Source organism: Streptomyces sp. DG1A-41 (assembly GCF_037055355.1).
Classification (GTDB): domain Bacteria; phylum Actinomycetota; class Actinomycetes; order Streptomycetales; family Streptomycetaceae; genus Streptomyces.
The window spans coordinates 8,185,494-8,197,963 of the sequence record NZ_CP146350.1 but is presented as its reverse complement, the minus strand read 5'-3'; the positions used below and the strand labels follow the sequence as shown (position 1 = coordinate 8,197,963).

Annotated in this window: 17 protein-coding genes, 1 tRNA gene and 1 pseudogene; 11 read left to right on the top strand and 8 right to left on the bottom strand. The window is 72.0% G+C overall.

Annotation, left to right across the window (positions count from 1 at the left end):
• Positions 1 to 72: 72 nt before the first annotated feature.
• Positions 73 to 1,056, bottom strand: coding sequence for an aldo/keto reductase (locus tag V8690_RS37905; protein ID WP_338784554.1), 984 nt, complete (start codon positions 1,054 to 1,056; stop codon positions 73 to 75).
• Between the two features lie 88 nt (positions 1,057 to 1,144).
• Positions 1,145 to 1,807: an NUDIX domain-containing protein gene (locus V8690_RS37900; RefSeq protein ID WP_338784553.1), complete on the bottom strand. Its 663-nt coding sequence runs from the start codon at positions 1,805 to 1,807 to the stop codon at positions 1,145 to 1,147.
• 235 nt (positions 1,808 to 2,042) lie between these two features.
• Here V8690_RS37900 and V8690_RS37895 point away from each other — a divergent pair, with 235 nt between their 5' ends.
• Genes V8690_RS37895 through V8690_RS37885 form a run of 3 tightly spaced genes read left to right on the top strand, consistent with a single transcriptional unit; the run spans position 2,043 to position 3,233 of the window.
• Positions 2,043 to 2,219, top strand: a complete 177-nt coding sequence (locus V8690_RS37895; RefSeq protein WP_338784552.1) for an NAD(P)-binding protein — start codon at positions 2,043 to 2,045, stop codon at positions 2,217 to 2,219.
• Positions 2,213 to 2,938: an FAD-dependent monooxygenase gene (locus V8690_RS37890; protein WP_338784551.1), complete on the top strand. Its 726-nt coding sequence runs from the start codon at positions 2,213 to 2,215 to the stop codon at positions 2,936 to 2,938. Before V8690_RS37895 ends, V8690_RS37890 begins: the two co-directional genes overlap by 7 nt.
• A 13-nt stretch (positions 2,939 to 2,951) precedes the next feature.
• Positions 2,952 to 3,233, top strand: coding sequence for a hypothetical protein (locus tag V8690_RS37885; protein WP_338784550.1), 282 nt, complete (start codon positions 2,952 to 2,954; stop codon positions 3,231 to 3,233).
• Between the two features lie 68 nt (positions 3,234 to 3,301).
• Here the strand turns inward: V8690_RS37885 and V8690_RS37880 are convergent.
• Positions 3,302 to 3,375, bottom strand: a tRNA-Pro gene (locus tag V8690_RS37880).
• A gap of 101 nt (positions 3,376 to 3,476) precedes the next feature.
• On the opposite strand from V8690_RS37880, the gene V8690_RS37875 reads away from it, so the two are divergent.
• Together V8690_RS37875 and V8690_RS37870 are read left to right on the top strand one after the other, a co-directional pair.
• Positions 3,477 to 4,034 (top strand): DUF309 domain-containing protein, encoded by a 558-nt coding sequence (locus V8690_RS37875; RefSeq protein WP_338784549.1) that lies wholly within the window; start codon positions 3,477 to 3,479, stop codon positions 4,032 to 4,034.
• Between the two features lie 292 nt (positions 4,035 to 4,326).
• A pseudogene (locus V8690_RS37870) lies at positions 4,327 to 4,734 on the top strand (HAD hydrolase-like protein); the annotation flags it as partial.
• Here the strand turns inward: V8690_RS37870 and V8690_RS37865 are convergent.
• Positions 4,720 to 5,493 carry a sulfite exporter TauE/SafE family protein gene (locus tag V8690_RS37865; protein ID WP_338784548.1) on the bottom strand — a complete coding sequence of 258 codons (774 nt, stop codon included), beginning with the start codon at positions 5,491 to 5,493 and terminating at the stop codon, positions 4,720 to 4,722. The pseudogene V8690_RS37870 and the gene V8690_RS37865 overlap by 15 nt on opposite strands.
• A gap of 72 nt (positions 5,494 to 5,565) precedes the next feature.
• Here V8690_RS37865 and V8690_RS37860 point away from each other — a divergent pair, with 72 nt between their 5' ends.
• Together V8690_RS37860 and V8690_RS37855 are read left to right on the top strand one after the other, a co-directional pair.
• Positions 5,566 to 6,027, top strand: a complete 462-nt coding sequence (locus tag V8690_RS37860) for a hypothetical protein (protein WP_338784547.1) — start codon at positions 5,566 to 5,568, stop codon at positions 6,025 to 6,027.
• 15 nt (positions 6,028 to 6,042) lie between these two features.
• On the top strand, positions 6,043 to 6,306 hold the full coding sequence (locus V8690_RS37855; RefSeq protein ID WP_338785605.1) for a DUF6193 family natural product biosynthesis protein: 264 nt from the start codon (positions 6,043 to 6,045) through the stop codon (positions 6,304 to 6,306).
• A gap of 14 nt (positions 6,307 to 6,320) precedes the next feature.
• Here V8690_RS37855 and V8690_RS37850 read toward each other — a convergent pair whose 3' ends face one another.
• Complete coding sequence (locus V8690_RS37850; RefSeq protein WP_338784546.1) at positions 6,321 to 7,508, bottom strand: thiolase family protein; 1,188 nt, start codon at positions 7,506 to 7,508, stop codon at positions 6,321 to 6,323.
• A 198-nt stretch (positions 7,509 to 7,706) separates the two neighbouring features.
• Between V8690_RS37850 and V8690_RS37845 the strand changes: the two genes are divergently transcribed.
• From V8690_RS37845 to V8690_RS37830, 4 genes are read left to right on the top strand one after another with little or no spacing between them, the layout of a single operon-like run.
• Positions 7,707 to 7,964: a WhiB family transcriptional regulator gene (locus tag V8690_RS37845; RefSeq protein WP_338785604.1), complete on the top strand. Its 258-nt coding sequence runs from the start codon at positions 7,707 to 7,709 to the stop codon at positions 7,962 to 7,964.
• On the top strand, positions 7,961 to 8,443 hold the full coding sequence (locus V8690_RS37840; RefSeq protein WP_338784545.1) for a DNA starvation/stationary phase protection protein: 483 nt from the start codon (positions 7,961 to 7,963) through the stop codon (positions 8,441 to 8,443). Before V8690_RS37845 ends, V8690_RS37840 begins: the two co-directional genes overlap by 4 nt.
• A gap of 33 nt (positions 8,444 to 8,476) precedes the next feature.
• Positions 8,477 to 8,821 (top strand): DUF3140 domain-containing protein, encoded by a 345-nt coding sequence (locus V8690_RS37835; RefSeq protein ID WP_010044727.1) that lies wholly within the window; start codon positions 8,477 to 8,479, stop codon positions 8,819 to 8,821.
• Positions 8,822 to 8,826: 5 nt separating this feature from the next.
• On the top strand, positions 8,827 to 9,474 hold the full coding sequence (locus V8690_RS37830) for an endonuclease (protein ID WP_338784544.1): 648 nt from the start codon (positions 8,827 to 8,829) through the stop codon (positions 9,472 to 9,474).
• A 46-nt stretch (positions 9,475 to 9,520) separates the two neighbouring features.
• Here V8690_RS37830 and V8690_RS37825 read toward each other — a convergent pair whose 3' ends face one another.
• The 3 genes from V8690_RS37825 to V8690_RS37815 are packed head-to-tail and all read right to left on the bottom strand — an operon-like array spanning position 9,521 to position 12,455.
• On the bottom strand, positions 9,521 to 10,210 hold the full coding sequence (locus V8690_RS37825) for an SDR family oxidoreductase (protein WP_338784543.1): 690 nt from the start codon (positions 10,208 to 10,210) through the stop codon (positions 9,521 to 9,523).
• A complete protein-coding gene (locus tag V8690_RS37820) occupies positions 10,207 to 11,088 on the bottom strand; it encodes a cupin domain-containing protein (protein WP_338784542.1) in 882 nt (293 codons plus the stop codon). The genes V8690_RS37825 and V8690_RS37820 overlap by 4 nt, the downstream gene beginning before the upstream one ends.
• Positions 11,085 to 12,455, bottom strand: a complete 1,371-nt coding sequence (locus tag V8690_RS37815; RefSeq protein ID WP_338784541.1) for an amidohydrolase family protein — start codon at positions 12,453 to 12,455, stop codon at positions 11,085 to 11,087. Before V8690_RS37815 ends, V8690_RS37820 begins: the two co-directional genes overlap by 4 nt.
• Positions 12,456 to 12,470: the final 15 nt, after the last annotated feature.

Below are 12,470 nucleotides of genomic sequence, written 5' to 3'. Positions count from 1 at the left end.
CGGACCAGGACGGGGTGCCGTCTGTCTACGACGGTGACTCCGCTCCTCTCCGGAGCCCTGCGAGCAGCGCGGTCAGTGGACGGAGTCGAGCCGGGCCCGCTGCTCGGAGGTCAGTTGCAGGTCGACGGCGGCCAGGCTCTCCTCGAGCTGCGCCACGGACGACGCCCCGGCCAGCGGGACGACCGGCGGCTCGCCACCGATCTGCCAGGCCAGGACGACCTGGTTGACGGTGGCCCCCGTCTGCCGGGCGACCTCCCGCAGGACCTTCAGACGCGCCGGGGTGCCCGGGTGGCCGAAGTCCCGGGGCAGCCTGTCGGGGTGCGTGTAGGCGCCCTTCAGCAGCGGCGAGTAGGCGACCAGGGTCAGTCCGGGCTCGGCCCGCAGATAGCTCAGCAGATCGGGTCCGGCGTGGCCGAGGCTGCCGTCGGGGAACAGTGCCTCGGGGACGTCGGTGCGGGGCCGCAGGTGGCTGTGGGCGTACTGGAGCACCTCGTAGCCGGGCAGTCCCGCCGCGGCGGCGAGGGCGCGGGCACGCTCGATCCGCCAGGTCGCGTGGTTGCTGACGCCGAGAAGACCGACCGTGCCCTCGGCGACCAGTTCGGCGAAGCCCTCGACGGTCTCCTGGAGGGGGACCTCGTGGTCCTCGATGTGCGCGTACAGCAGGTCCAGCTTCTCCACCCCGAGCCGTTCCCGGCTCCGCTCGGCCGACTCGCGGATCACCTTCGCGGACAGGCCCTCCGCGTTGTCGACGTAGCTGGTCCCCGGGGCCAGCGGGCGGGCGCCGAGCTTGGTCGCGATGACGATCTCGTCGCCGATGCCCCGGCTGCGCCGCCAGCGGCCGAGCAGTTCCTCGCTCTGGCCGCCCTGGCCGCCGTCGACCCAGAAGGCGTAGTTGTCGGACGTGTCGATGAAGGTGCCGCCGGCCTCGACGTAGCGGTCGAGCACGGCGAAGGACGTCTTCTCGTCCGTCACCGAGCCGAACAGCATCGCGCCGAGCGCGAGCACGCTCACCTCGCGGCGGGTCTGCGGATCCGTGCCGATAGTGCGGTACTTCATGGCTGCTCCTCCCGTGCGCGCCCCGGGATTCGGGGCACGAACGGGAGTCTTCGTCTTGAAGCGCACTGCAAGTCAAGGGCCGGGCGAGTCAGTTGGCGAACGGCCCCTCCAGCGCCGCCCACTGAAGCAGCATGATGGTCTTGGCGTCGGCGATCTCTCCGGTGCGGATCATCTCCAGGGCCCGCCGGAAGGGCAGTTCGAGGATCTCGATGTCCTCGCCCTCCTCGCCCAGGCCGCCCCCCTCGTGGGTGTGGGTCGACGGGCCGTAGGCGGCGGCGTAGAAGCTGACGCGTTCGGTGACCGAGCCGGGGCTCATGTAGACGTCGAAGACGTGCCGGATCTCGCCGATGGTGTGGCCGGTCTCCTCCACGACCTCGCGCCGCACCGCGATCTCCGGGTGCTCGTCATCGTCGTCGAGCAGGCCGCCCGGTGTCTCCACGAGCATGCCGTCGGGGTGCCCGTTGACGTACACGGGAAAGCGGAACTGACGGGTGAGCAGCACGGTTTCGCGTGCGGTGTCGTACAGCAGCATGGTGGCCCCGTTGCCGCGGTCGTGCGTCTCGCGTTCCTGGGTGCTCCAGGTGCCGTCGGCGTGCCGGAAGTCGAAGGTCGTGGTCCGCTCGACGTACCAGTGGCTGGACAGAAGCCTCACGTCCCGCACTTTGACGCGGGGGTTGCCGGTCAGGTCCCGGCCGGTCCGGTCGAGTCCGGTGCGGCCCCTGCGGTCGGGGGTGTCGATACCGGCGGTCATCTTTCACCGGCCGGGCGGGAGGAGTAGGGCGAAGTGGTCATGCCCGCTTCTACCATCCGGGCCCGCCCGGTGCCGCCCGTTCCGGATCGACACGGGTGTGGGACACGGGAAGGTGACGCGTCTGCGACTGCCCGTCGCCCGGTGAGCGGGGAGACAGTGGGAGGCCGGTGTCGCGGCTCCTGCGGGCAGGCTCCGTGGGCCACGGCGCTCCGATTCGCCTCACGGGGGAGGACCCATGGAAACCGGCCGGAGCACCCGGCACGCGCTCGTCGTCGGCGCCGGTATCGGCGGACTGGCCACCGCGCTCGCCCTCGGCCGTACCGGGTGGCGCGTGACCGTGCTGGAGCAGGCGGCGGCCATCGGGGAGATCGGCGCGGGCATCCGGCTCAGCCCGAACGGGGACGCGTGCTGAGGTCCCTCGGCGTGCTGGACGACCTGCTGCCCAGGACGTTCCGTCCGGAGGCCGTCGAAATGCGACTCGGCCGTTCCGGTCGGCACGTGTTCCGCATCGAACTCGCCGAGACCGCCGTACGGCGGTGGGGCGCCCCCTATCTGCACGTCCACCGTGCGGACCTGATCGACGCCCTCCTCACCGGGACGGCCGGCGGCGGCCTGGACGTCACGATCCACACCGGGTCGGCGGTGAAGAGCTACGAGCAGAGCCCCGAGGAGGTCACGGCACTGTTCGACTCGGGCCGGCGCGTCAGCGGCAGCCTGCTCGTCGGCGCCGACGGCATCCACTCGGGGATCCGCAGTCAGATGCCGGGGGCGGGCGAGCCCCGGTTCACCGGCCATGTCGCCTGGCGGGTCACCGTCCCGGTAGAGCGTCTGGGGCGTGACGTGCCCCCGCCCACCGCGTGCCTCTGGGTGGGCGACCGGCGTCACGCGATCACCTACCGACTGCGGGGCGGGGCACTGGCCAGTCTCGTGGCGGTCGTGGAGCGCGACGAGTGGCGGGGAGAGTCCTGGACCGAGCGCGGCACACGACAGGACGCGCCGGCCGATTCCGAGGGCTGGTACCCCACGGTCACCACCACCATGCGGGGGGGCGGACGCACACTACCGCTGGGCGTTGTTCGACCGCGAGCCCCTCGAAACCTGGACCGACGGACGCGTCGCGCTCCTCGGTGACGCGTGCCATCCCATGCTGCCGTACCTGGCCCAGGGCGCCACCATGGCCATCGAGGACGCACGGGTTCTCGCCCACCGGCTCAAGGCCACCGACGACGTGCCCCGGGCGCTGCTCTCCTACTCCGCGACGCGGCGAGAGCGCACCGCACGCGTCCAGGCCGGATCACGCCGGAACGGGCAGCGGTTCCACCAGGGAACCAGCTTCGCCTACCTCCCCCTGTGGCTCCTCGGGAAACTGGCTCCCCGCCGGTGCCACCGCCGGCTGGACTGGCTCTACGGACACCGGTTGCCATGATCACTTTCGCCACCGACCCACAGGAAAAGGCCCCCGCAGGCAGTTGCCTGCGGAGGCCTTCCACACCGTCGGGACGACAGGATTTGAACCTGCGACCCCTTGACCCCCAGTCAAGTGCGCTACCAAGCTGCGCCACGTCCCGGTGCGCTCACGCGCGGCGAAACCGCGTGAGCGCGCGAACAGCACTCTACCCCACACCCTGGGCCGTGCCGAAAAGGGGCAGTGGCGCGGGACAATCGGCGTATGGGCAGTACAGGGAGTACGGGAAGCGCGGGCAGCACGTCCGACGGCCGGCCGGCCGGGGAGCGGGACCGCGACGGTGAGGGGCGGGCGAGGAACGCCCGGCCGCGGGACGGGCTCGGGCGCCCCCTGCCGTACGGCGAGGACGGTGTGCCCCGACAGCCCGAGGGCGTCGTCCGCACCCCGGAGGAGACCGTCGCCGAGGCGCAGCGGCTGCTGGACGAGGGGAAACCGTTCCACGCGCACGAGGTCTTCGAGGACGCCTGGAAGTCGGGGCCCGAGGAGGAGCGAGAGCTGTGGCGCGGACTCGCCCAGCTGGCCGTGGGGCTCACGCACGCCGCCCGGGGGAATCTCACGGGCGGCGTGCGACTGTTGCGGCGCGGCGCCGGGGCGGCCGGGGCGTGGGTGTCGGACTCGGGGCGGTCACGGCCGTACGGGATCGATGTCGCGGGAGTCTCCGCCTGGGCCCGGGAGCTGGCTCAGGACGTGGAGGACAGCGGCCGGGCCGTGGACGCGGGAGCGCGGGCGCCCCGGCTGCGGGGAGCGGACGCACCGCGTTGACCCGGGACGCGCCGGAACGTTGTCAGTGGTGTGCGGCAGACTCGGCGGGTGCGGAAGGTCATGTCATCGGTATCGGCGCGGGCGACCCCGACAGCTGCCCCTCCAAGCGGTCAGGGCGCCGCGGACACGGACGTGTTCTTCGTCCTGGACAAGGGTGAGTGAAGGCCGACCTGACGTGGCTGCGGCGGGACATGCTCGACGCGCAATGCCGGACCGGACGTCGTGCCGGGTCGTCGAGGCCCGTGACCCGGAGCGGGACCGGGCCGCCGACTGCGCGGCCCGTCGGGGACTGGCGCTGGACCGGGCCTTCGGGTATCTCCGGCGCGGGACCCGGCTGGTGGCCATGCGCCGCCATCTGTACTGGCGTACGGCCGAAGGGATACGGCTGGACTCCGGCGCGTTCCTGGCCGGGCTGGAGCAGGCGGCCCGGGTGGAGGCCGAGATCACCGGGAAACCGGCCCGGGCGTTCTTCGAGGCGGCGCTCGCCCGGGTGGGCGCCGGCGCGGACGAGGCCGTGATGGTGGGCGACGACGTCGAGTCCGACGTGCTCGGGGCGCAGCCGGCCCGTGTCACCGGGGTCCTCGTCCGGACCGGCAAGTTCCAGCCGGAGGCGCTCCGGGCCGCCGACGGCAGGCCCGACCATGTGATCGACTCCTTCGCGGACCTTCCGGCGCTGCTGCGGGGTTCAGCGCAGCAGTAGTTGCAGGCCGCCCACGACCGTCGCCGCGATCACCAACTGTTCGAACAGCCGCTGGTTGATCTTGTCGACCGCCCACTTACCGAAGATCGCGCCGGGCACGACGAACACCACGAGCGCCAGGTCGAGGAGCAGGGAGCGGCCGTCGATCAGGCCGAGGCCGGCGCTGAAGGGCAGCTTGGAGACGTTGACGATCAGGAAGAAGAAGGCCGACGTGCCGAGGAAGCCGAGCTTGCGGAAGCCCGCGGACAGCAGGTACATCGACATCACCGGGCCGCCCGCGTTGGCGACCATGGTGGTGAAGCCACCGAGGACGCCGTAGGAGCGGGCCTTGATCCGGCCCGCCCGGGTGGTGACCGACTCCGGCTCCTGCTCCGCGTCCGCCGTACGCCTGCGCCAGATCGTCACCGCGGCCATCAGCAGCAGGATCGCGCCGATCGAGGTCCGTACGATCGCGTCGTCCGCCCACATCAGGAACACCGTGCCGACGACGACGCCCGCGGCGACCGCCGGGAACAGCCGCCACAGGGTGGGCCAGTGGGCGTGCCGCCGGTAGGTGGCCACGGCGAGCAGGTCCCCGGCGATCAGGATCGGCAGCAGCACGCCGGTGGAGGCGCGGGCGGGCAGCACCGCGGCGAAGAGGGCGAGGCTGACCGTGTTGGCCCCGCTCACGGCGGTCTTCGAGAAGCCGACGAGCAGGGCCGCGAAGGCGAGCGCGGCGAACTCCCAGCCGGTGATGTGCCAGAGCGTCATGGTGTTCATGCGAACACCGATGCTATGTGCAACGAACCGGTGCTCGCAGGGCCGTCTCGCCGGTCGGGCACAATCGACGCCGTGGCCACTCCTCCTGATGCCGCCGTTCTGTACCCCGATGTCGCAGCTCACGGCAGCCTCGCCACAGCGCTCCAGGCTGAAGCGGAAGGCTGCCTCGGCGCCGTCCCGGTCACCTCACCGGGTTCCGCTCCGCTGCTCCACGCGACGGTTGCCGGCACCCTGCCCCACCGCGAGCCGCTGCGGATCTGCGCATGGTCGCACGAAAGGCGGTGGTCGGTCCGGGGCGCGGAACAGTTCCAGGGCATGCCCCTTGTCAACGGCAGGACGGACGACCTTGCGGAGGTGGCCAGGGCGGTCCGGGCGTGGCACGACGGGGCGGCGCTGGAAGACATCCGCCGGGCGGCGCCTTCCGTGCGCCTGACCGGCCGGTTCGATGTGTCCGACCACGATCCCGCGCGTCTGACGGAATCCGAGTGGCAGGGCATGCGCCAGGAGGCGAGCGAACCGGAGTACGCCTGGTAGAAGACGTGCCAGGCCCTGGTCGAGGCGGCGTACGCCGAGCCGGCGCTGCGCGCCCTCTACCCGTTCACGAGTCACTGGGCGCTGCGCTTCTCGACCACCACCCGGCCGGGCCTGACCACCGTCGGGCCGTGCCTGACCGCGGGCAGCGACGGCATGTACGCAGTGAACCGGGGCTTCATCACTGCGGACCTCGGCCTGTTCACCACGGCGCAGGAGGCCGTGGCGCTGGCCGTGCGCCTGCTGCCCACCGGTCTCGGACCGATCGCGCTCGCCGGCTGACCCCGTCCGGGCGGCTACGCCCGTTCCACCAGCAGCGCGCTGCCCTGCCCCACCCCGACACACATCGTCGCCAGACCCCGCCCCGCCCCCGTGCGCCGCATCCGGTGGAGCAGCGTCGTCAGGATGCGGGCGCCCGAGCAGCCCAGGGGGTGGCCTAGGGCGATGGCTCCGCCGCTGGGGTTGACCAGGTCGGGGTCGATGCCGAGCTGGTCCACGCAGGCCAGGGCCTGGGCCGCGAAGGCCTCGTTGAACTCGGCCTCCTCCAGGTCCCCGATGGTCCAGCCGGCCCGGGTCAGTGCCTTGCGGGTGGCGGGGACCGGGCCGATGCCCATGACGTCGGGGTGGACGCCCGCCGAGGCTCCGGCGACGTAGCGGCCCAGGGACTCCAGGCCCAGCTCGTGCAGGGCGTCCTCGCTGACCAGGAGGAGGCCCGCGGCGCCGTCGTTCATCGGGGAGGCGTTGCCCGCGGTGACCGTGCCGCCGTCCCGGAAAACCGGCTTCAGCCGGGACAGCTTCTCGTACGAGGTGTCCTCGCGGACGCACTCGTCGGTGTCGACGACCACCCCGTCGGGGCGTTCCACGGGCAGGAGTTCGTCGTCGAAGTGGCCGTTCTTTCGGGCGAGGGAGGCGCGTCGGTGGCTGCGCAGGGCGAATTCGTCCTGGCGTTCGCGCGGGATGCCGTAGCGCGCGGCGACCTCCTCCGCCGTCTCTCCCATGGAGAGCAGACCGTGCAGGTCCCGCATCGCGGGGTTGACCAGGCGCCAGCCGAGGCGGGTGTCGGCGGTCTCGATGCGGTGCGGCAGGGCCTCGTCGGGGCGGGGCAGGACGAAGGGGGCTCGGCTCATCGACTCGGAGCCGCCCGCGATCACGATGTCGGCCTCGCCGGCGGCGATGGTGCGGGCTGCCGTGGTCACGGCCTCCAGGCCGGAGGCACAGAGGCGGTTGACGGTGGCTCCGGGCACGGACTCGGGGAGGCCGGCGAGCAGTGCGGCCATGCGGGCGACGTTGCGGTTGTCCTCGCCGGCCTGGTTGGCGGCGCCCCAGTAGACGTCGTCGATCCGGGCCGCCTCCAGCGCGGGCACGTCGCCGACCAGGGCGCGGACGACGGTGGCGGCGAGGTCGTCGGGCCGTACCGGGGAGAGGGAGCCGCGCAGCTTGCCGATGGGGGTGCGGCGGGCGGCCGCGAAGTGGACGGGACGCACGAGAGGACTCCTCACACACCGCAAATTAATTAGCACCGCTAGTTTCGAATATTAGACCCTCGGCCGCCGCCTGAGAAGGTTTCTGCGGGTCCCGGGGGTCCAGGAGGGCGTTGTCGCAGGCCAGGTCGCCGTTCCGGGACCGGCCGCGCCCGTCACACCTCGCGTTTGCACCAGTGCGCCCTGGGCACCCGCGCGTTCATGGAGTGGTTGCGGAGCGCCGCCTGTGTGGACGAGGACCCCGAGTTGTTCTTCCCCGTGGGCACGGCAGGTCCGGCCCTGCGGGACGTCGCGACCGCGAAGCGGATCTGCGCGCGCTGCCCGGTGACCGACGAGTGCCTGAGCTACGCGCTGAGCAACGGCCAGGCCTCGGGCGTGTGGGGCGGGACCTGCGAGGAGGAGCGCGACGCACTGCTCCGGACCACGAGGAACGACGCGAGAAGGAGAAGCGCCCTATGACGGCTGTGCGGAGCACACTGCCCGAGGAGGCCCGCCGGGTCTCGTGCGAGGCACTCCAGGACACCCTGGTGGATCTGCTCGGGCTCTCGCTGATCGGGAAGCAGGCGCACTGGAACATCGTCGGACCGCGGTTCCGGTCGATCCACCTCCAGCTCGACGAGGTCGTCTCGGCCGCGCGGAACTTCGCCGACACGGTGGCGGAGCGGTCCGCGGCGCTCGGCGTCCCGCCGGACGGCCGGCCCGAGACCATCGCCAAGGCCTTCACGCTGCCCGCCCCCAAGGAGGGCTGGGTGCGCGACTCGGACGCCGTGCAGGTGATGGTGGAGTCCCTCCAGGACGCCATCGGCCGGCTGCGCGGGCGCATCGACGCGACCGAGAAGGCCGACCTGGTCACCCAGGACCTGCTGATCAGCATCACCGCCGAGCTGGAGAAGCAGCGGTGGATGTTCGACGCCGAGAACTTCCCCCGTGAGGGCTGACCGGCGCGCACGTACGTACGGAAGGGGCATGTGATGACCGACGCCCTTGAACTCGACGCGCTGTGGGAGGACTTCCACCGCGTGGTGAACATGACCTCGCAGGAGCTCGCGGCCTGGCTGCGGATGCGGGACGCCGACGAGGACGCGGAGCCGCTGCCCGATCAGGCGGGTACGCAGACCGGGCAGCACGTCCTGGCGATCCTCCAGAAGCGGCGCACCGACCTGACCGAGGACGACCTGCGGGTGATGCGGAAGGTCGTGGACACGGTCACCTCGCAGGTGGACGTGGAGAACGAGCCGGAGCCCGAGGTGACGGCCGAGGACACGCGCCGCCGGCGCCGGCTGATGACGGTCGGCCACGATCCGCTCAAGGGGTAGGAGCCGTGGACCGGCAGCAGCGTGTCGTGCGCGAACTCCTCGACGCGCACGGCCGGACGTACGCGGAGGAGGCGGGCATCCGGCTGAGGGACACCCCGCAGCCCCTGTACCGGCTGCTGGTGCTGGCCCATCTGCTCAGTGCCCGTATCCGCGCCTCGATCGCGCTGGCCACCGCCCGTGCCCTGCACGAGGCGGGGCTGCGCGACCCGTGCCGCATGGCGGAGGCCGACTGGCAGGAGCGGGTGGACGCGCTCGGCCGGGGCGGCTACCGGCGCTACGACGAGCGCACGGCGACCCAACTCGGCGAAGCCGCCGAGCTGGTGACCGAGCGGTGGAGCGGGGACCTGCGGCGACTGCGCCGGGAGGCCGACGGCAAGGTGTCCGAACTGCGCCATCTGCTCCAGGAGTTCCCCGGGATGGGCCCGGCCGGTGCCGACATCTTTCCGCGCGAGGCACAGGGTGTGTGGCCGGAGTTCGCCCCCTACCTCGACGCCAAGGCCCTCCAAGGAGCCGAGCGGCTGAACCTGCCGAAGGACCCGGACCGTCTCACCGAGCTGGCCGGGCGGACCGACCCGGCCGTTCTCGCCGCGGCGCTGGTGCGGGCGGCGGTGGACAAGGACGTGGCCGAGGACACGCTGCGACGGGCCGGGTGACCGTTCCCGGCCCGGCACTGCCGGGTCACCCTCCCGGACCCGGCACTCACCCCAGCAACCAGCCCCCGTCCACGGGCAGTTCCACCGCGTTGACCGACCGGTTGCGCAGCAGGAAGCCGACCGCGTCCACCACGTCCGCCATCGTGGAGAGCCGCCCGGTGGGCGTCTCGGTGCGCAGCACGTCGAGCACCTTCTCCGGTTTGGCCTGCCAGTACGGGCTGTCGCCGACGACGCCGGGGTGCACGACATTGACCCGGACGGGAGCGAGTTCGACGGCGAGGGAGTTCATCAGGCCCCGCACGCCCGCGTTGACCGTCGCCACCGTCGTCGCCCCGGGGTAGGGGCGTTCCCTGGCCTGTCCGCCGAAGAGCACGATGGCGCTGTCGTCGTGCAGCCGGGTCCGCAGCGTGTGCACGACCTCGGTGTAACCGACGAGCTTGAGGGTGACCAGCCGCAGGGCGGCGTCGATGTCGTACTCGCTCACCTTGTTGTCGTCCCGGGAGACCGCCGCGAGCACCAGATGGTCGACGCGTCCGACGTCGGCCAGCGCCGCCGCGATCTCCAGCGGCCGCCCCAGGTCGAGGGCGATGCCCCGGGCGCCGAACTCCTTGGCGATGAGGTCGGCGCGGTGGGCGTCGCGGCCGGTCAGAACCACCTCGTCTCCCAGCTCGGCGCGGGCGCGGGCGAACGCGAGGCCGATGCCCGACGTGCCGCCGACGACGAGGACGCTGCTCATGACCCCTCCTCAAGCACCTGGCGCAGATAGTCCCAGTCCCTGGTGAACCGGTACGAGTGCCGAGCCGGTGGCTGCGGCGCCTGCGTCTCCAGCCATCGCAGGGGCCCCTGCCCAGCGTTCACGAACCCATGCACACAGCCGGCGCCCGCCCACGCGAGGTCCCCGGGCTCCAGCCGGTACCGCTCGCCGTCGAGGGTGGTCTCGGCCACGCCCTCCAGGATCAGATACGTCTCCTCGAAGGGGTGGTCGTGGGTGCCGATGACGCCGTCGGGCGCGTACTGCACCATGAACATCGTCGAGCCGACCGCGCCCAGGTCGCTGTCGACCATCATCTTCACCGTGATGCCGCTGTAGACCAGCAGCGCGGTGCGCATGCTCGCCGTGACGGCCAGCAGGTCCTGGGACTGCTTGCCGGGGTCCATCTGGTCGGGTTCGAAGTGACCGAAGGAGCGGGTGCGCGGGTCGCGGACGTCGATCCGGACGGGGTCGCGAGCGGGCAGGTCCGGCACCGTCTGGGTGTCGTACCCGTAGCGGGCCCGCGGCACGGGGGCGAGCATGTCCGCCCAGCGGCCGCCGGTGTCCCCGGCGCCGCGCCAGGCGTGCGGAACGCCGATCGGCAGCAGGCCGTAGTCCCCCTCCTGGAGCCGGTACGAGCCCTCGGGCACGTCGAGGATCACGGCCCCGTCGAGGACGTGGAAGCTCTCCTCGTACGAGTGCACACGGGCGGGCACACGGCCGTCCGGTCGCAGTTCGCACAGGCCGAAGCCGGTGTGCACACTGCCGTCGTCCTCGCCGACCAGAGTCCGCCGCCGGTGGCCCAGGGCGTCGTACGGCGGCTCGGGCGGCTCGGCCGCGCGGCGCACCAGGTGATTGGTCATGCCGTGGCCTTCTCCCCCTTGGGCTCCTTGGCCTCCTTCGCCGCGAGGAGCCGGTCCCGGGCCTCCGAGACGAGCCGCAGGGCACGTCCGGTGTCGGCGAGCAACCTGCCGTCGCGCTTGTGGATAACGCCGTCGACGAGGACGGTGTCCACGTTGGACACGTCCGCGCACAGGGTCACCGCGGCCGCCGCGTCGTGCACGGGCGCGACGTTCAGCGCGGTGGCGTCGATCGCGACGATGTCGGCGCGCTTGCCGGGGGTCAGGGAGCCGGTACGGTCCTCCAGGCCCGCGACATGGGCACCGTTGACGGTGGCGATCTCCAGCATCTGACGTGCTGTCAGCATGGTGCTGGGGGCCGGCATGTTGGCCTGCCAGCAGTCGGCGTTGACGCGGGCGCGTTCGGCGCCGAAGGCCGCGCGGATCTGGGTGAACATGTCGCCGGGCACGGTGGTGACGACGTCGATGCTGAGCGACGGCCGCAGACCGTGTTCGATCGCCTGCATCACGGGCGGCCAGCCGTGCCCCATCTGGATCTCCACCTGCGGCGCGATGGACACCGTGCCGCCGCTGTCGGCGACCATCCGCCACTCCTCCTCGCTGAGGTAGCAGCAGTGGACGTAGGTGGTGTCCGGGCCGAGGAGCCCCATGCCGTGGAGCTGCTTGACCATGCCGAAGCGCCCGGCCAGCCGCCCCATGGCCACGTGCACGGTGATCGGGATACCGAGTTCCCGGGCGAGGGCCCACTCGGAGGCGACGACGTCGTTGACGCAGAAGCCGGGTCCGCGGGTGGCGAGGGCCATGGTCAGCAGGCCGTCGTCGGACGCGAAGTGCCGGGCGCGGATCCGCCGGACGTCGTCGGCCGGTATCGCGATCTTGCTCTCGAACCAGTAGTCGGCGAGGGAGGTGTTGGCGCTGCCGTACGCGTACTGCGCCCGGATGCCGGACTCGGCCAGGCCCTGGATCGCGGCGTCCGGGTGATCCGGGGTGTTGTTGATGTGCGACCAGTCGACGAGCGTGGTGATACCGGCGTTGAGGCATTCCAGCGCGCCCGCGAGGTTGGCCGCGTAGACGTCCTCCGGGGTGTACAGGGGTGCGAAGGTGTCGAGGATGTCGACGAAGTAGTCGTCGAGGGTGGCGTCGGGTGCGACGCCCCGGATCGGCGCCTCCCAGGTGTGGCGGTGGGTGTCGACGAAGCCGGGGATCACGATGCGGCCGGTCATGTCGAGGACCTCGGCGCCGGCGCTGATCTCGGGCTGTACGGCCACGATCCTGCCGTCCTCGACGAGGACGTCCCCCTGGGGCAGATCCCCGATGGCGGGGTCCATCGAGATCACGTGACCGGAGCGCAGCAGTGTTCTTGTGGTCATCGCGCTTCCTCCATG